Annotated in this window: 19 protein-coding genes; 15 read left to right on the plus strand and 4 right to left on the minus strand. The window is 64.0% G+C overall.

Features of this window, described 5'->3' with window-relative positions:
• The first annotated feature begins 35 nt into the window (after positions 1-35).
• The 3 genes from EJ079_RS08115 (at position 36) to leuC (ending at position 3,237) form a co-directional block, all read left to right on the plus strand.
• Positions 36-848 carry an amino acid ABC transporter permease gene (locus EJ079_RS08115; protein WP_127808710.1) on the plus strand — a complete coding sequence of 271 codons (813 nt, stop codon included), beginning with the start codon at positions 36-38 and terminating at the stop codon, positions 846-848.
• Positions 849-903: 55 nt separating this feature from the next.
• Positions 904-1,539, plus strand: a complete 636-nt coding sequence (locus tag EJ079_RS08120) for a class I SAM-dependent methyltransferase (protein ID WP_127808711.1) — start codon at positions 904-906, stop codon at positions 1,537-1,539.
• Positions 1,540-1,827: 288 nt separating this feature from the next.
• Positions 1,828-3,237 carry a 3-isopropylmalate dehydratase large subunit gene (gene leuC / locus EJ079_RS08130; protein WP_127808712.1) on the plus strand — a complete coding sequence of 470 codons (1,410 nt, stop codon included), beginning with the start codon at positions 1,828-1,830 and terminating at the stop codon, positions 3,235-3,237.
• A gap of 39 nt (positions 3,238-3,276) precedes the next feature.
• Here leuC and EJ079_RS08135 read toward each other — a convergent pair whose 3' ends face one another.
• On the minus strand, positions 3,277-3,594 hold the full coding sequence (locus EJ079_RS08135; protein ID WP_127267369.1) for a hypothetical protein: 318 nt from the start codon (positions 3,592-3,594) through the stop codon (positions 3,277-3,279).
• 160 nt (positions 3,595-3,754) lie between these two features.
• Between EJ079_RS08135 and EJ079_RS08140 the strand changes: the two genes are divergently transcribed.
• Together EJ079_RS08140 and EJ079_RS08145 are read left to right on the plus strand one after the other, a co-directional pair.
• Positions 3,755-4,951 (plus strand): GGDEF domain-containing protein, encoded by a 1,197-nt coding sequence (locus EJ079_RS08140; RefSeq protein WP_127808713.1) that lies wholly within the window; start codon positions 3,755-3,757, stop codon positions 4,949-4,951.
• Positions 4,952-5,026: 75 nt separating this feature from the next.
• The gene (locus tag EJ079_RS08145; protein WP_127808714.1) at positions 5,027-6,235 is read left to right on the plus strand and encodes a GGDEF domain-containing protein; all 1,209 of its coding nucleotides are present in this window, start codon (positions 5,027-5,029) and stop codon (positions 6,233-6,235) included.
• On the opposite strand, the gene EJ079_RS08150 is transcribed toward EJ079_RS08145, so the two are convergent.
• The gene (locus EJ079_RS08150; RefSeq protein WP_127808715.1) at positions 6,219-6,581 is read right to left on the minus strand and encodes a hypothetical protein; all 363 of its coding nucleotides are present in this window, start codon (positions 6,579-6,581) and stop codon (positions 6,219-6,221) included. The genes EJ079_RS08145 and EJ079_RS08150 overlap by 17 nt on opposite strands.
• Positions 6,582-6,844: 263 nt before the next feature.
• Between EJ079_RS08150 and EJ079_RS08155 the strand changes: the two genes are divergently transcribed.
• The 6 genes from EJ079_RS08155 (at position 6,845) to EJ079_RS08180 (ending at position 11,844) form a co-directional block, all read left to right on the plus strand.
• On the plus strand, positions 6,845-7,273 hold the full coding sequence (locus EJ079_RS08155; RefSeq protein ID WP_127808716.1) for a hypothetical protein: 429 nt from the start codon (positions 6,845-6,847) through the stop codon (positions 7,271-7,273).
• A 260-nt stretch (positions 7,274-7,533) separates the two neighbouring features.
• On the plus strand, positions 7,534-7,953 hold the full coding sequence (gene sdhC, locus EJ079_RS08160; protein WP_032900823.1) for a succinate dehydrogenase, cytochrome b556 subunit: 420 nt from the start codon (positions 7,534-7,536) through the stop codon (positions 7,951-7,953).
• 2 nt (positions 7,954-7,955) lie between these two features.
• Positions 7,956-8,351, plus strand: a complete 396-nt coding sequence (gene sdhD / locus EJ079_RS08165; protein WP_127330207.1) for a succinate dehydrogenase, hydrophobic membrane anchor protein — start codon at positions 7,956-7,958, stop codon at positions 8,349-8,351.
• Between the two features lies 1 nt (position 8,352).
• The gene (gene sdhA / locus EJ079_RS08170) at positions 8,353-10,188 is read left to right on the plus strand and encodes a succinate dehydrogenase flavoprotein subunit (protein WP_127808717.1); all 1,836 of its coding nucleotides are present in this window, start codon (positions 8,353-8,355) and stop codon (positions 10,186-10,188) included.
• A 9-nt stretch (positions 10,189-10,197) separates the two neighbouring features.
• Positions 10,198-10,977, plus strand: coding sequence for a succinate dehydrogenase iron-sulfur subunit (locus EJ079_RS08175; RefSeq protein WP_013528877.1), 780 nt, complete (start codon positions 10,198-10,200; stop codon positions 10,975-10,977).
• A 237-nt stretch (positions 10,978-11,214) separates the two neighbouring features.
• A complete protein-coding gene (locus tag EJ079_RS08180; protein ID WP_127808718.1) occupies positions 11,215-11,844 on the plus strand; it encodes a DUF480 domain-containing protein in 630 nt (209 codons plus the stop codon).
• Between the two features lie 52 nt (positions 11,845-11,896).
• Here EJ079_RS08180 and EJ079_RS08185 read toward each other — a convergent pair whose 3' ends face one another.
• Entirely contained in the window at positions 11,897-12,322 is a 426-nt protein-coding gene (locus EJ079_RS08185) for an OsmC family protein (RefSeq protein ID WP_127322672.1), read from the minus strand.
• Between the two features lie 231 nt (positions 12,323-12,553).
• Here EJ079_RS08185 and EJ079_RS08190 point away from each other — a divergent pair, with 231 nt between their 5' ends.
• The 3 genes from EJ079_RS08190 (at position 12,554) to EJ079_RS08200 (ending at position 13,804) form a co-directional block, all read left to right on the plus strand.
• Positions 12,554-12,784 carry a hypothetical protein gene (locus EJ079_RS08190; protein ID WP_127808719.1) on the plus strand — a complete coding sequence of 77 codons (231 nt, stop codon included), beginning with the start codon at positions 12,554-12,556 and terminating at the stop codon, positions 12,782-12,784.
• Positions 12,781-13,137, plus strand: a complete 357-nt coding sequence (locus EJ079_RS08195; protein ID WP_127808720.1) for a YciI family protein — start codon at positions 12,781-12,783, stop codon at positions 13,135-13,137. Before EJ079_RS08190 ends, EJ079_RS08195 begins: the two co-directional genes overlap by 4 nt.
• Positions 13,138-13,276: 139 nt before the next feature.
• Positions 13,277-13,804: a hypothetical protein gene (locus tag EJ079_RS08200; protein ID WP_127382880.1), complete on the plus strand. Its 528-nt coding sequence runs from the start codon at positions 13,277-13,279 to the stop codon at positions 13,802-13,804.
• Positions 13,805-14,041: 237 nt separating this feature from the next.
• On the opposite strand, the gene EJ079_RS08210 is transcribed toward EJ079_RS08200, so the two are convergent.
• On the minus strand, positions 14,042-15,319 hold the full coding sequence (locus EJ079_RS08210) for a ubiquinone biosynthesis hydroxylase (protein WP_164873929.1): 1,278 nt from the start codon (positions 15,317-15,319) through the stop codon (positions 14,042-14,044).
• 98 nt (positions 15,320-15,417) lie between these two features.
• Here EJ079_RS08210 and tesB point away from each other — a divergent pair, with 98 nt between their 5' ends.
• Complete coding sequence (gene tesB / locus EJ079_RS08215) at positions 15,418-16,293, plus strand: acyl-CoA thioesterase II (RefSeq protein ID WP_127397385.1); 876 nt, start codon at positions 15,418-15,420, stop codon at positions 16,291-16,293.
• Positions 16,294-16,471: the final 178 nt, after the last annotated feature.

Here is a 16,471-nt window from a genome sequence, read left to right on the forward strand (position 1 = left end):
CTCTGCCCCCACGTCTGCTTGGCCGGCATCGCCTGATGGCAACGCCTTCCTCTTCGTCCAAAGCCGACTTCCCCTGGTGGCTTGTCGTTGCCGCAGCCCTCGCGATCGCGGTGGCCGTCTTCGTCGCCACCAGCAACCTCTATGCCCAGGTGTTCGCCACGGTCGCCAAGGGCATCGGCGTCACCATCTTCGTCACCGTGATCGCCTTCGTGCTGGCTTCGACCATCGGTCTCGGCATCGCGCTGATGGGAATGTCCGGCTCGCGCTGGCTGCGCCAGATCGCTCGCTTCTATGTCGAGATCGTCCGCGGCGTGCCGATCCTGGTGCTGCTGTTCTGGATCGCCTTTGCCGGCGCGCCGGCCTTCGTCGCGGCCTGGAACGCGCTGACCGCGCCGCTGCAAAGCGCCGGCCTGTTCGGCGAGTTGCTGGTGCGCGACGTGTCGCTGCTCTGGCGCGCCATCATGGCGCTGACCATCGGCTATTCGGCTTTCATCTCGGAGGTTTTCCGGGCCGGCATCCAGTCGGTGGAGAAGGGTCAGATCGAAGCGGCGAAGGCGCTTGGGCTGACACGCGCGCAGCGTTTCCGGCTGATCGTGTTCCCACAGGCAATCCGCACCATCCTGCCGCCGCTCGGCAATGATTTCGTCGCTTTGGTCAAGGATTCCTCGCTGGTCTCGGTGCTCGGCGTTGCCGACATCACGCAGATGGGCAAGGTCTACGCCGCCGGCTCCTTTCGCTTCTTCGAGACCTATTCGATAACGGCCTACATCTATCTCATTCTGACCGTCGGCCTGTCGCTGGCGCTCAGGGCGCTGGAGCGGCGGCTGCGCCGCCAGCACGAGGAATAGTCTTTCGGCGAAGGCAGCGCTACGATCCCGGAGCATTCCCGTTGAGGAGGTCCCCATGATCGTCGACAAAGCCAATGCGGCGCTGGATTCCGTCTATACGGCCGACACGCCGGAAGCGCTTGAGGAGGCCTATGCCGCGTGGGCTGCGACCTATGACAGCGAGACCGCCTCGCTCGGCTACCTCCTGCCTTTCCTGATCACCGCCTGGGTGGCGCGTCATGTGCCGGCGGGCGATGGCCCCTTGCTCGATGCCGGCTGCGGCACTGGCCTGTCGGGACCCTCGCTGAAGGCGCTCGGTTACCGCGACATTGCGGGGCTCGACCTCTCGCACGATATGCTGAAGATCGCCGGCAGCCGCAATGCCTACAGCGACCTGAAGCAGGCAATGCTGGGCGAAACGCTGCCATGGCCTGACAAGTATTTCCGGGCCTTCTTCTCGACCGGCGTGTTCACCATCAGCCATGCGCCGGCGTCGGGCCTGCACGAGCTGGTGCGCATCACCCGCAAGGGCGGCCATGCCATCTTCACCGTGCGCGACCAGGTGTTTGAGAGCGGCGGCTTCCAGGCGGTGTTCGATGAGCTGGAGCTAGCTGGGAAATGGCGGCCGATCGAGGAAAGCCCGTGGTTCCGCTGCTATGCGATCGCCGAGCCTGACGCGCTGGTGAAGACGTTTGTGTTTGAAGTGTTGTGACTCCACTTACCTTCTCCCCTTGCGGGAGAAGGTAAAGGCGCTGAACGCCGCAATTGCCGAAAACCCAAAACATTGGTATGAGCCACGCCATGGAAGAGCTTTTTGGCGATCCGGCCTACAAGGGGTTCGTGCTGCAGGACAGGAAACGCCTGCCGTCGCGTTTTTCCGCGCGCGTGTCCGGGGCGCTGACCAGCCGACTACCCTAGGCCGACCTGTTCGGGTCCCTTTCGCCGGGCCTGAGGTCCGGTACCTGCTCTTTCCCATTCTCATATCGACGGATTTACGCACATGAGCGCACCGCGCACCCTCTACGACAAGATTTTCGACGACCATGTCGTCGATCGCCAGGACGACGGCACCTGCCTGCTCTACATCGACCGCCACCTGGTCCATGAAGTGACCAGCCCGCAGGCCTTCGAAGGCCTGCGCATGACCGGCCGTAAAGTCCGGCATCCGGAAAAGACGCTGGCCGTGGTCGATCACAATGTCTCGACCTCGCCCGAGCGCAAGTTCGGCATCAAGAACGAGGAAAGCCGCATCCAGGTCGAGGCGTTGGCCACGAACGCCAGGGATTTCGGCGTCGAATATTATTCCGAGAACGATATCCGCCAGGGTATCGTCCACATCATCGGTCCCGAGCAAGGCTTTACACTGCCCGGCATGACCATCGTCTGCGGCGACAGCCACACCTCGACGCACGGCGCTTTCGGTGCGCTGGCGCACGGCATCGGCACATCCGAGGTCGAGCATGTTCTGGCGACACAGACGCTGATCCAGCGCAAGGCCAAGAACATGCTGGTGCGTGTCGACGGCCAGTTGCCGGAAGGCGTCACCGCCAAGGACATCATCCTGGCCATTATCGGCGAGATCGGCACTGCCGGCGGCACCGGCTATGTCATCGAATATGCCGGCGAGGCGATCCGTGCGCTGTCGATGGAAGGCCGCATGACGATCTGCAACATGTCGATCGAAGGCGGCGCGCGCGCCGGCCTGATCGCCGCCGACGAGACGACCTTCGCCTATGTCAAGGACAAGCCGCGCGCGCCGAAGGGCGCGTCCTGGGATGCGGCACTCGAATACTGGAAGACGCTGCAGTCCGACGAAGGCGCGCATTTCGACAAGGTGATCGTGCTCGACGCGGCCAAGCTGCCGCCGATCGTCTCCTGGGGCTCGTCGCCCGAGGATGTCGTGTCGGTGCAAGGCATCGTTCCGAACCCGGCCGACATCGCCGATGAAAACAAGCGCACCTCCAAGCAGCGCGCGCTCGACTATATGGGTCTGACGCCGGGCACCAAGATCACCGACATCACGCTCGACCGCGTCTTCATCGGCTCCTGCACCAACGGCCGCATCGAGGATCTGCGCGCCGTCGCCAAGGTGGTCGAAGGCAAGACGGTCAGCCCGCATGTCGATGCGATGATCGTGCCCGGCTCCGGCCTGGTCAAGGAACAGGCGGAAGCCGAAGGGCTCGACAAGATCTTTGTCGCCGCCGGTTTCGACTGGCGCGAGCCGGGCTGTTCGATGTGCCTGGCCATGAACGACGACCGGCTGAAGCCGCATGAACGCTGCGCCTCGACCTCGAACCGCAATTTCGAGGGCCGGCAAGGCTTCAAGGGCCGCACCCATCTCGTGTCGCCGGCGATGGCGGCCGCGGCGGCGATCGCCGGCCACTTCGTCGACATCCGCGAGTGGAAGTAACCCGGATTTGAACAGAACCCGAGCCGCGCCCGGCTCGGGTCAGCTCTTTCCGTCGCGGCGGACGAGCTCGTGGAACTCCTCGCGGCGTCCCGGCTGTTCGGCCGCGACCACAAGCGCAAGCTGTTGTTCCTCGAAGAGCTTGAACCATTCGTCCCATTCGACGAGTTCATAGCCTCCCGCATTGAGCGGCCGTTCAGGCTGGTCCTGATCCTGATAGGCGTGCTGGCCGAAGACCAGCCTCAACATGGGCTGCGTCCCCGCTTCGGGCGATATGTCGACGATTGCGGGAAAGCCGGCGCGCCCGGCAGCCCATGAGCGGATCGCATCGTGGTCGGTCAGTGTGATTGTGTCGGCCATGGGTCGCTCCAGATTGTGAACGGAGGAACGCTGACTGGGGACTGCGGTTCCCTGACATTATTTTGAGACGGCGGTCCTGCTTACCGCTTTCGCTTAACCGCTTGTTTGGGCTTGCCCTCTAAGCTCTTCCCTGACGTAAGCCAGGGGAAGTCACAGTCGGTTGGACACGGGTCTGCTCATTGCGCTGCTCAACCCGACGATCGCGCTGGCGCTCGGCGCGGCCTTCCTTGTGCTATGGTCCTATCAGCGCCACCGCCCCTATCTGGCCGTTTTGGCGATCAGCTACAGTCTCTCGGCGGCTGGCTTCCTGCTGCAGTATTTCACCTTGCCCATCGGGATGCCGCTGACCAAGCTTACGTCGAACATCTGCTTCACCATCGCCTCGTGCTGCCTGGCCAGCGCTGTCATCCACCGCTATGGCCGCAAGGTGCCCTATGTGGGGATCGCCGTGCTGGCCGGCGGCGGCCTGGCGTCGTTGTGCTGGTTCCTGTTCGTCGCGCCGGATCTCACCTGGCGCATCCTGGCGATGAATTTCGCATTCGGCGGCATCAGCCTTCTGGTTGCTGCCGAACTGCGCCCGGTGCGCAACAACGGCCCGACCGAAAAAATCCTGTTCGTGCTGTCGCTGCTGTCGGGCGTCAATTTCTTCGTGCGCACCCTTGCCGTCGTCATCGCGCATGGGCCCTTCGCCAGCTATGACGGGTTCTATGGCTCGTCCTACTGGACGACGGCGCTGCTGTCGCATGCGCTGCTCTCGCTGCTCATCGCGCTGTGCCTGTTTTCCGCCGCGGCACTCGACGTGTTGAAGGCATTGAAGACCGAGACCTATACCGACCCCCTGTCGGGCCTGCTCAACCGGCGTGGCTTCGAGGAACGCGGCATGCTGCTCTTGCAGCACTGCGCCTCGGCCCGGTTCCCGGTCGCGCTGGTGCTGGCCGACCTCGATCACTTCAAGGCGCTCAACGATGTGCATGGACATGGCGCGGGCGATCGGGTGATCGCCGACTTCGCCGCCAAGCTTCGGTCGGCGGCCGGCGCGCGCGGTGTTGCCGGGCGTATCGGCGGCGAGGAATTCGCGGTGCTGCTGCCACTCAGCGATCTTGCCGCGGCCCGGCTGTTCGCCGAGGCGGTGCGCACCGTCTATTCGGCCGGTCATGTCGACGGACTTCCCCAGGGAACGAGGGTGACGGCAAGCTTCGGCGTGGCGGCCCGCAGCGGTGGCGAGGCGCTGGAGCCGCTGATGCGCCGTGCCGACGATGCGCTCTACAAAGCCAAGAAGAACGGCCGCGACAGTGTACGCCTGTCCTATGAGCGGCCGGAAACGACGTTCCTGCCGGAGCCGTTCAAGACCGGCTGAATCTGCCCGGCCGGGACGGCGTTAACGTCTTCTTCGCCCGTCGATGATTAGCTGTCGGCGCGGGTGCGGGAGAACATGAGCGGCGCCAACTTCATCCTGTTGATCAATCTGTCGGTTGCCGGCCTGCTGGCGGCATCCTTCATGGCGGTCGCCTTCCACGATGTCGGCCGCCCGCCGGCGCGCTGGCTGGCGTTTGGCTATCTGCTGGGCATGGCCTATTCGGGCATCGAATTCTCCATTCCCGCTTTCTCCGACGCGCGGCTCCCGGTCGTGGCCGCCTTCGCGGTTTTCCTTGCCGCCACCATTGCGTTCAATGGCGGGCTTGCCCGCAAATACGGCGTGGCACTGCCCTGGAAGCCGATGCTGTTGTTCCTGTTGACCACCACCATAGCTGTGTATTTCGTGCAGGATCTGCCCCGCCAGTCGCTGATCCGCATCATGGCTTACCAGCTTCCCTATGCGGTCATGCAGTTCATCGGGTTGGCCATCGTCTGGTCATCGAGGCAAAAGCTTGCCCGTCTCGATCGCATGTTGATGGCCGTGCTGGCGGCGAGCGGTCTGCAGTTTGCCTCCAAGCCGTTCATCGCGCATGCGCTTGGCGGCTGGGGCGCCAATCCGCAGGCCTACCTGCAAAGCAACTACGCGCTGGTGTCGCAATCGCTCGGCACTGTCTTTGCGCTGGCGCTGGCGCTGCTGATGCTGGCCATCCTGGTTCGCGACGTGCTTGCCGAAGTGACGTCGAAGTCGGAGACGGACACGCTTTCGCGCCTGCTCAACCGCGGCGGATTCACCCGGCATGCCGAGCTGGCGGTGCTTGGCGCGATGCGGCAAGGCGTGCCGGTCGCGCTGGTCATCGCCGATCTCGATCATTTCAAGAGCGTCAACGACAGTTTCGGCCATGCGTCAGGCGACCGGGTGATCGAGACTTTTGCAGGCTTCCTGCGCGAAGCTGCAGCCGCGCATCACGTTGCGGGTCGCATTGGCGGCGAGGAGTTCGCCATCATCCTGCCGGGAACCAACCTTGCCGCGGCGCGGCTGTTCGCCGAGGGCACGCGCAGTGCCTTCGGCGCGCTGCCCATCGACGGGCTGCCGGCGGACAACCGCTGCACCGCGAGCTTCGGCGTCGCCGAACTTCATCCAAGCGAAGACTTTGCCGATCTGATGCGGCGCGCCGACCAGGCGCTCTATCAGGCGAAGAATGCCGGGCGCGATTGCGTGCGCGTCTCCGCCGGACCGGCTGGCAACTGGTTGTCAGCCGGTATCGAGGCTAGCGGCAGGGGCTGAGTTCGGGCATCTCGCCGTCGGAGAGACCGTACATATAGGAGCGGCCCTTCACCAGCACCGGCGGCCGGTAGCAATCGCTGTATCCGCTGATCTCGTCGGCTTCGTTCTCGTAGATCACCTTGGGCTGGCCGGCGCTGGTGTAGTCGGACAGCTGCTTGGCCAGCTTGCCTTCGCCGACGATGATGCGCTTGTAGCCGGCGGCGCTGTCGATAACGAGATTGCCGAAGGAATCAGCGTAGACACGATCCTGATGCCGGGCCCCTGCGAGCGCGGGCGCTGCAAAGCCAGCGACCGAGGCCGCTACGATGAGCGCCGCAAGGCGCGATCTGCCTGAATTCGAACGCATGGCGTCCTCCGTGTCCTGAGGGAAAGCCTCCTCGAATCAGAAATTAACGTTTTCTTAACCTTTGTTAAGAGGCCGGCGCGTTTGGCGGCGATGTCCCGGTAAACATGGTTAATATCCGTTAATATCCGACTGGATGGAAAACCCGGTGGTCATCATTCGGCCATGCTTGGCCGCACCATCGCGGCTGGTGTCCGTCTCGGCGTCGGGATGACCTTGATCTTGGCAAAGCATCGCGGCTGGTTTGCCGCTCGGGAGGACAGCATATGGCGCTACGCCGGCCGATTTGGGCGTCCGTTTTCCCGTTGCTCGGGGTCGTCGCTGGCTGTGTGCCACAGGACGGCGCGCCGAAGGCGGCCAATACCGTCGTCGTCTCACCTGCGCCGGCTCAGCAGTCCGTCGCAGCCGCGGCGCCTCCGGCAGCTGCAGCCAAGATCATCACCAACCTTACCGCGCCGCGATCCGGCATAGGCACGGCCACCTACCGATGCGGCAACAACGGTATGATCTCCATCCAAAATCTAGGCACGTCGTTGCGTGTGGTCGGGTCCGATGGCGCGACCGAGGAGTTTGCGGCGTCGCCCGCCAACCAGAGCAGCCGCTACCAGGCGGCCACGCATGACGCAATCGTGATCGACGGACGCGAGGCGCTGGTGATGAAGAAGGGGTCGACGCCGCAGACCTGCAAACGCTAGCGCTAATCTCAACACCGCTGGGCCCTTGGGCCAGACATGTTGCACTGCAGCGATATCGAGCCGGCTTTGGGCCTCCCGGCCTAATCGATTGAAGCCTAAGCCGGCCTTTTAGTCAGACTAAATTACGTTTTCGAAACGGTTTTCTGGCTTTGACGCGGTGCAAAAAGAGCATTAGAAACCGGCTGTCCGAAGTCGCAACCGGAAGCGGCAATGCCGCATTTCCACCTGAGGCTCCAGAGAGACGCCGAACTGGGGGAGCCATGAGCAAATCACCAGCCACCCGCGAATTTGCCAGACGTGAACGGCCGATTTCGCCGCACCTCACCGTGTACCGGCCGCCGATCACCATGACGATGTCGATCATTCACCGCATCACCGGTGGGGCGCTGTATTTCGGCACGCTGCTGGTCGCCCTGTGGCTGATGGCGGCGGCCAGCTCGCAGGCGACTTTCGATTGGGCCAATTGGGCCTTCGGCACCTGGCTCGGCCGGCTCATCCTGTTCGGCTACACCTGGGCGCTGATGCACCATATGCTGGGTGGCGTGCGTCATCTGGTCTGGGACACCGGCGCCGGCCTCGAGAAGCATACCGCCTCGAAGATCGCCTGGGCGACGCTGGCCGGCTCGATCCTGCTCACGCTGCTGATCTGGATCGCCGGCTATATGGCGCGGGGAGCCTGACCATGAGCGGCAAAAACACCGACATGCGCACGCCGCTGGCGAAGGTCCGCGGCCTCGGCTCCGCCCGCGAGGGCACCGGGCATTTCTGGCGCCAGCGCCTGACCGCGATCGCCAACATCCCGCTGATCCTGTTCTTCGTCGGCTTCCTGATCGCGCTCAACGGCGCCGACTACGCACATGTGCGGGCAGCTCTTGCCAACCCGTTCGTCGCGCTGGTGATGGCCCTGGTGCTCATTTCCGGGCTTACCCATATGCGGCTCGGCATGCAGGTGATCATCGAGGATTACGTGCATGGCGAAGGCATGAAGCTGGCGCTGATCGCGCTCAATACATTTTTCACCATAGCGGTCGGCGTCGCCTCGATCTTCGCCCTGCTCAAGCTGGCATTCGGAGGCTGAGTTGGCCAAGGACGGGAAACAAGCCAACACGGCAGGCTATACCTTTGTCGACCACAAGTTCGACGTGGTGGTCGTTGGCGCCGGCGGCGCCGGCCTGCGCGCCACGCTCGGCATGGCCGAACAGGGCCTGCGCACCGCCTGCATCAGCAAGGTGTTCCCGACCCGCTCGCACACGGTGGCGGCGCAAGGCGGCATTGCCGCCTCGCTGTCCAACATGGGTCCCGATTCCTGGCAGTGGCACATGTACGACACCGTCAAGGGCTCGGACTGGCTGGGCGATGTCGACGCCATGGAATATCTGGTGCGCGAAGCGCCGGCCGCGGTCTACGAGCTCGAACATTATGGCGTGCCGTTTTCGCGCACCGAAGAGGGCAAGATCTACCAGCGGCCGTTCGGCGGCCACATGATGAACTATGGCGAAGGCCCGCCGGTGCAGCGCACCTGTGCCGCCGCCGACCGCACCGGCCATGCCATCCTGCACACGCTTTACGGCCAGTCGCTGAAGAACAACGCGCAGTTCTTCATCGAGTATTTCGCGCTCGACCTGATCATGGAGCCGGACGGCACCTGCACCGGCGTTCTCGCCTGGAACCTGGATGACGGCACCATCCACCGCTTCTCGGCCAAGATGGTGGTGCTGGCGACCGGCGGCTATGGACGCACCTATTTCTCGGCCACCTCGGCGCACACCTGCACCGGCGACGGCGGCGGCATGGCCGCGCGTGCCGGCTTTCCGCTGCAGGACATGGAGTTCGTGCAATTCCACCCGACCGGCATCTATGGCGCCGGCTGCCTGATCACCGAGGGTGCGCGCGGCGAGGGTGGCTATCTCGTCAATTCCGAGGGTGAGCGCTTCATGGAGCGCTATGCGCCGTCAGCCAAGGACCTTGCCTCGCGCGACGTCGTCTCGCGCTGCATGACGCTGGAAATCCGCGAGGGTCGCGGCGTCGGCAAGAACAAGGACCACATCTTCCTGCATCTCGACCATCTCGATCCCGCCGTCCTGCATGAGCGGCTGCCGGGCATTTCGGAATCGGCCAAGATCTTTGCCGGTGTCGACCTCACCAAGGAGCCGATTCCGGTGCTGCCCACGGTCCACTACAATATGGGCGGCGTGCCGACCAATTACTGGGGCGAGGTGCTCAATCCGACGGCGCTCAATCCAGACCAGGTGTCGCCCGGATTGATGGCTGTCGGCGAAGCCGGCTGCGCCTCCGTGCATGGTGCCAACCGGCTCGGTTCGAATTCGCTGATCGATCTTGTGGTGTTCGGCCGCGCGGCCGCGATCCGCGCCGGCCAGGTCATCGACCGCAAGTCGGCGATCCCTTCGCCCAACGAAGCCTCGGTCGAAAAGATCATGGACCGCTTCGACCGGCTGCGCCACGCCAATGGCTCGACGCCGACGGCCAGCTTGCGTGAAAAGATGCAGAAGGCGATGCAGGAAGACGCGGCCGTATTCCGCACGCAGGAGTCCCTCGAAAGCGGCTGCAAGCGCGTTTCGCAGATCTGGGGCGAGTTGAAGGACATCAAAGTGTCCGACCGCTCGATGATCTGGAACTCCGATCTGGTCGAGACGCTGGAGCTGGAAAACCTGATGGCCAATGCCATCACCACGGTCTACAGCGCCGAGGCGCGCAAGGAGAGCCGCGGCGCACACGCACGCGAGGACTTTTCGGCGCGCGACGACGCTGTCTGGCGCAAGCACACGCTGGCCAGGCTGAGCGAAGACGGCAAGGTGACGCTCTCCTACCGGCCGGTGCACACCGAGCCGCAGCTGGCTGAAAAGGACGGCGGCATCAGCCTCGCCAAGATCGCGCCCAAGGCCCGGGTGTATTGAGGATCGAACATGGTTGAACTCACGCTCCCCAAGAATTCGCAGATCAAGCCGGGGAAGACCTGGCCAAAGCCGGAGGGCGCCACCAATCTGCGGGAATACCGCATCTACCGCTGGTCGCCGGACGATGACGAGAACCCGCGCATCGACACCTATTTCGTCGACATGGACGATTGCGGGCCGATGGTGCTCGACGCGCTGCTGTGGATCAAGAACAAGATCGACCCGACGCTGACCTTGCGGCGTTCCTGCCGCGAAGGCATTTGCGGCTCCTGCGCCATGAACATCGACGGTTCCAACACGCTCGCCTGCACCAAGGGCTGCGACGACATTTCCGGCGCGGTAAAAGTCTACCCGCTGCCGCATATGCAGGTGGTCAAGGATCTTGTGCCCGACCTCACCAATTTCTATGCCCAGCACGCGTCGATCCAGCCCTGGCTGAAGACGGTATCGCCGGAGCCGGCCAAGGAGTGGCTGCAGAGCCACGAGGACCGCGAGAAACTCGACGGGCTCTACGAATGCATATTGTGCGCCTGCTGCTCGACCTCGTGCCCGAGCTACTGGTGGAACGGCGACCGCTATCTCGGCCCGGCAACGCTTCTGCAGGCCTATCGCTGGCTGATCGATAGCCGCGACGAGGCCACCGGTGAGCGGCTCGACAACCTCGAAGACCCGTTCCGGCTCTATCGCTGCCACACCATCATGAACTGCGCGCAGACCTGCCCGAAAGGCCTCAACCCGGCCAAGGCGATCGCCGAGATCAAGAAGATGATGGTGGAGAGACGGGTCTAGGCGGAGCGGATTTGCTGCAAACCTCGGATGTAGCGATCCGTAGCGGCCCCCCTCTGTCCTGCCGGACATCTCCCCCACGTGGGGGGAGATTGGCTGTCATCGCGGCTTTAGCCAATCTCAAAGGTTGAAGGATGACGCGCGCTCGGCGAAGCTGGCGATCTCCCCCACGTGGGGGAGATGTCCGGCAGGACAGAGGGGGGGCGCTGTCCRGCCGGCCTCAGAAAGGATTTTAGTCCAATGAGCGACGATCTTCCCATCCTCTCTCCCAGCGAAGCCCGGATCCTCGGCTGCCTGATCGAGAAGAAAGAGCTGACGCCGGATGTCTATCCGCTGACGCTCAACGCAGCACTGGCCGCCGCCAACCAGAAGACGGCGCGCGAGCCGGTGATGGCACTGGAGCAGACCGAGGTGCACCGGGGGCTGAAGCTGCTTGAACAAAAGGGGCTGGTGCGGCAGATGTTCGGCTCGCGCGTCGAGCGCTACGAGCACCAGATGGCGCAGCGCTTCTCGCTGACCACGCCGCAGACTGCTTTGATCGGCCTGCTGTTGCTGCGCGGGCCGCAGACGGCCCATGAACTGCTGGCGCGGGGCGAGCGCATGGCGCGGTTCCCGTCGATCGAAGATCTGCGCGCCGAACTCGACATGCTGATCGGCCGTCGACCGCCACTCATCCAGGAAATCCCGCGAGGACCAGGCCAGCGCGAGGACCGCTACGTTCATCTCCTCAGCGGCCCGGTGGACGTTGCCGCCCTTTCGGTGCAGCGAAGTGCATCGGTCCTGCCTGCTTCCGACCTGGAGGCGCGGTTGGAGGCGTTGGAGCAGGAAGTCGCCGCACTGCGCGCTCGCCTGGACGCGCTGGGAGCATAGGCCGGCGCGCGCCTGGGCGTTCGCGCCGGGTCTTTACACGGATGCAGCGCTTTCAGCCGAGCCGGGCATCAAGCGACACGTTTATGGCGCCGAGCGCCTTCGAGACCGGGCATCCGGCCTTGGCCTTCTCGGCCAGTTCCGTGAATTTCGCCGCATCGATGCCGGGCACCTTGCCGACCACGGTGAGGGCGCTGCCGGTGATGCCGGTGCCTGGAACCAGCGTCACCACGGCCTTGGCGTCGAGTTCGGTGGCAGGCGTGCCGTTCTCGGCCAGGAAATGCGAGAACTGCATGGCAAAGCAGCCCGCATGCGCCGCGGCGATCAGTTCTTCCGGGTTGGTGCCGGATTTGCCGCTCTCGTCCTCGAAGCGCGCCTTGAACGAATAAGGCGTGCCCTTCAAGGTTCCGCTCTGGGTGTCGAGCGTGCCCGTGCCCTCTTTCAGATTGCCTTTCCAGACGGCGTTTGCGGTGCGGTCCATGAATTCCTCCTTGGTTGTCGTGGTTGGGGTTCGTTGTCGAGGCCGAGCCGGCGTCCGGTCAACTATAGCGCGCGCGGACGCGAAGGCCACTGCGCTCTTTGAACCACCGCACGGTGCCGGCACCGGTGGCCAGATTTTTCCGAAAAATGCCGGTGCAGAAATGTCGATTTTGATCTGCTTCGCCCGTCCTGCGGATGGCCACCACGGATTTGTGGCCGGATGGAGGTTCACATGGACAATATGTTTTTGGCATCGTGGAAAGGTGCAGGCTGCGGGGCCGGGCGACGAGAAGAAGACTTCTGGCTGCATCCGCCGGCATCCGGCTTTGGCCGGCTTCTGGCGGCGGTTGCCGTCATCGGCATCGCGGCATGCCTTCTCGATCATGCGGCGGCGGTCAGTGGCAACACCGATGTCCTCGTCGGCGCATCCTATGGTTCACAGCGGCAAGGGGGCTGGAAATGAAATATGTCTGCCTGGTTTATGGTGAGGAAAAGGATCTTCACGCGCTGACCCCGGCAAAGTCGGCCAAGCTCGACGCCGATTCGCTGGCCTACGACCGGGCGCTGGAGGAGAGCGGCCTGCTGATCGTCGCGCAGGCGCTGCAATCGGTGAAAACGGCCAAAACCGTGCGGCGGCGTCAGGGCAAGCGGCTGGTTATCGACGGGCCGTTCGCCGAGACCAAGGAGCAATTGCTTGGTTTCGTCATGATCGAGGCCGGAGATCTCGAAGCGGCGCTGGACATTGCCGCTGGTATTCCACTGGCCGAACTCGGCACGATCGAGGTCCGGGCCATCTACGACATACCGGGATCATAGAGCCCTGCCAGCGTTGTGGCTGCTTCGAAAACCAGGGCGTCGGGCTGAGCGTTCGGGTTTCGGTTCCGTGCGCAACTTTTGCGTGTTGAAGCAAGGCGAGAGTTCTCCTATCGTCGCCGGGGTTCTTGGGGATTTCGACATGCCTTTCCTGATTGCTATCCTTGGCGTGATGGGCGCGGCGGCGTTCTGGTGGTACCGGATGAAGGCCATGAACGAGGCCGCGCGTGACGTTGCCGATGTCATTGGCCGGGTACAGGGCTCCGTGCGCCGCAAGAAGCTGCGCAAGCAGGCGGCGCTGTCGCCGCTGACGGCGATCGATGATCCGGTCGTAGCGGCGGCTACGCTGATCACATCAATCGTCTCCGAGGATGGGCCAATCCTGCCGCAGCGCGAGGCCGTCATCCGCGCGGTGATTTCCGAGATCGCCGACAAGAAGAAGACCGACGAGGCGGTGATCTATGCCAAATGGGCGGCGGCGCAAGTCGACGACGCCACCGTTGTCATCGACAAGCTGGCGCCGTTCCTGCGCGAACGTCTCGATGTCGCCGAGCGAAACGATCTGCTGCAGATGGTCAACCGCGCCGCCCAGGGCGGCGAGAAACGCCTGGAGATATCCGACCAGAGGATATTGCGGCTGCGGCAAAAGCTGGGTTTCGAGGTCAACTGAGCGCCTACCTTGGGTGATTGGCGGAAACGCCATCGCTTTCGTCATCCTGGGGCGGAGCAAGGAGCGAAGCGACGCGGCGCAGACCCCGGGATCCATGCGCGACTCAAACGCGTCACCACGGTGTAGAATTCTGCTCCGCTGCATTCTTCTGCCAAGGTCGCGGCATGGATCCTTGGGTCTTCGCTCCGCTTCGCGTCGCTACGCCCAAGGATGACGACGTTGGGGGCGCTGAATCGATCAGATCGCCTCGCCCTTCAATAGTCGCGGCGTGCTGGCGGACAGTCCCGACGCCTGCCGGATAAAAAAATCCTTCAGGCGCGGCATGCGTTCGACGAGACCGAGGCCGATGTCGCGGACGGTGCGCAGCGGGCCGATATCGTTCGAAAACAGCCGGTTCAGCGCGTCCGTGGTGACACCCATCTGCACCGTGTCGAAGCGGCGCCACTGCTGGTAGCGCTCGAGCACGTCGAGCGCGCCGATGTCCCGGCCGAGCCGGTCGGCCTCGACGATCACCTCGGCAAGGGCCGCGACATCCTTGAAGCCGAGATTGAGGCCCTGGCCGGCGATCGGGTGGATGCCGTGGGCGGCATCGCCGGCGAGCGCGATGCGGGGTGCGACGAAGGCGCGCGCAATGGTCAGGCCGAGCGGCCAGGCGCGCGGCTTGTCGGCAACGCGGATTTCGCCAAGCTTCAGGCCAAAGCGCTGTTCGAGTTCGTGTTCGAAGAGGAGATCGTCACCGGCCACCAGCTTTTCGGCATCGGGCGTACGCTCGACCCAGACGATCGACGAGCGGTTGGTGCCGTCCTCGCCGGGCTTGAGCGGCAATGTGGCGAAGGGGCCGGCCGGCAGGAAATGCTCTTCGGCGCGACCGTTATGCGGGCGTTCATGGGCCACGGTGCAGACGATGCCCGACTGGCCATATTCCCATTTCACCGTCTTGATGCCGGCCATGTCGCGCAGCTTCGAGTTGACGCCGTCGGCGGCGACCAGCAGGCGGGCCTTCAGGGTCGCGCCGTCGGCGAGATGCACTGTGATGCCAGCGCCGTTGGTCTCGAACCCCTGCACGGCGACGCCTTCGATGATGTCGATGCCGAGCTTTTCGGCGCTGGCCCGCAAGGCGCCGTTCAGCACCCTGTTGGCGACCATATGCGCAAAGGGCTCGCCCGGCGCCACTTCGCCGTCGAAGGTCAGAAAGACCGGACGCACCGGATCGGCGGTGCGCGAATCGGTGATGATCATCTCGGTGATCGCCTGCGCCTGGGGCACGATCTCGGCCCACACGCCGAGCTGGTCGAGCATGCGGCAGGCGGCGGCGGCGATGGCCGAGGCGCGGCCATCCCTTTGCCAGGCGCCAGCAGGTGCGGCATCGACGAGAGCGATGGCGAGACCCGGTCGCGCCTGCTTCAGCGACACGGCGGCGGCCAGGCCGACGTAGCCGGCGCCGGCGACCAGGACATCGAGCCCAGATACTGTTTTCGCGTTTGGCCCGGTTTTCGTGTCCGCCTTGCGTTCCATCATCTTCGCTCCTGCGCGCCGGCCGGGTCCTGCACCCTTGACTGCCTGTCCGTCCTGTCGGAAACCGCCATAACACTTCTGCGGCGAGGGCGCGAAATATGACGGCAGCCATGGACGAGCTTCTCGGCATTCTCGACCTCGAGAAGCTGGAACACAATCTGTATCGTGGTCGCAGCCCCTTGCTCGACTGGCAGCGCGTGTTCGGCGGCCAGACCATCGCCCAGGCGCTGGTGGCGGCGCAGCGGACAGTGGATCCCGATCGGCACGTGCATTCGCTGCACGGCTATTTCATGCGGCCCGGCGACACCAAGGTGCCGATCGTCTACGAGGTCGACCGTATTCGCGACGGCGGCTCCTTCACCACGCGGCGCGTGGTGGCGGTCCAGCACGGCCAGGCGATCTTTTCGCTCGAAGCCTCGTTCCAGCAGGACGAGGTCGGTCTCGAGCACCAGGTGCCGATGCCGCAGGACGTTCCGGGGCCGGACACATTGCTGTCGCAACGCGAATTGCTGGGCAAATTCGCCGAGGCGGTGCCCGATGGCATCAAACGCTACTGGGAGCGCGACCGGCCGATCGAGATGAAGCCGGTGATGCTGAAGCATTACACCAGCCGCGAAAAGCTGGAGCCGAAGCAGAATATCTGGATCCGCACCACAGGTCCGGTGCCGGCGGACCGCGCCATCCAGGCGGCGGTGCTCGCCTATCTTTCCGACATGACGCTGCTCGACACATCGACCTTTGCGCATGGCCGCGCCATTTTCGATCGCGATATCCAGGCGGCGAGCATTGACCACGCCATGTGGTTCCATCGCAGCCATGCGCTCGACGACTGGATGCTCTACACGCAGGACAGCCCGTCGACACAGGGGTCGCGCGGCTTTACACGCGGGTCGCTGTTTGCCCGCGACGGCACGCTGATCGCCTCGGTTGCGCAGGAAGGGCTGATCCGGCTCAAGCGATCGCCTGCAGAGTAGGCATTTTTCAAAAATTGCCTAAGTTTTAGGCAGATGCATCGCTGCAGCTGTGGGCAGGTTGCGTCGGTGTGCTCTCTAATCTCTTTGTTTACAACGGGTTAACACCCTGCTTCGGCACTTGGCACGGAGCTTGAATCCTCGTGGGCACTCTCCGGCTTTTTAGGATCGGTGAAGGTGT

The sequence above is a fragment of the Mesorhizobium sp. M7A.F.Ce.TU.012.03.2.1 genome (genome assembly GCF_004006095.1).
Classification (GTDB): Bacteria; Pseudomonadota; Alphaproteobacteria; order Rhizobiales; family Rhizobiaceae; genus Mesorhizobium.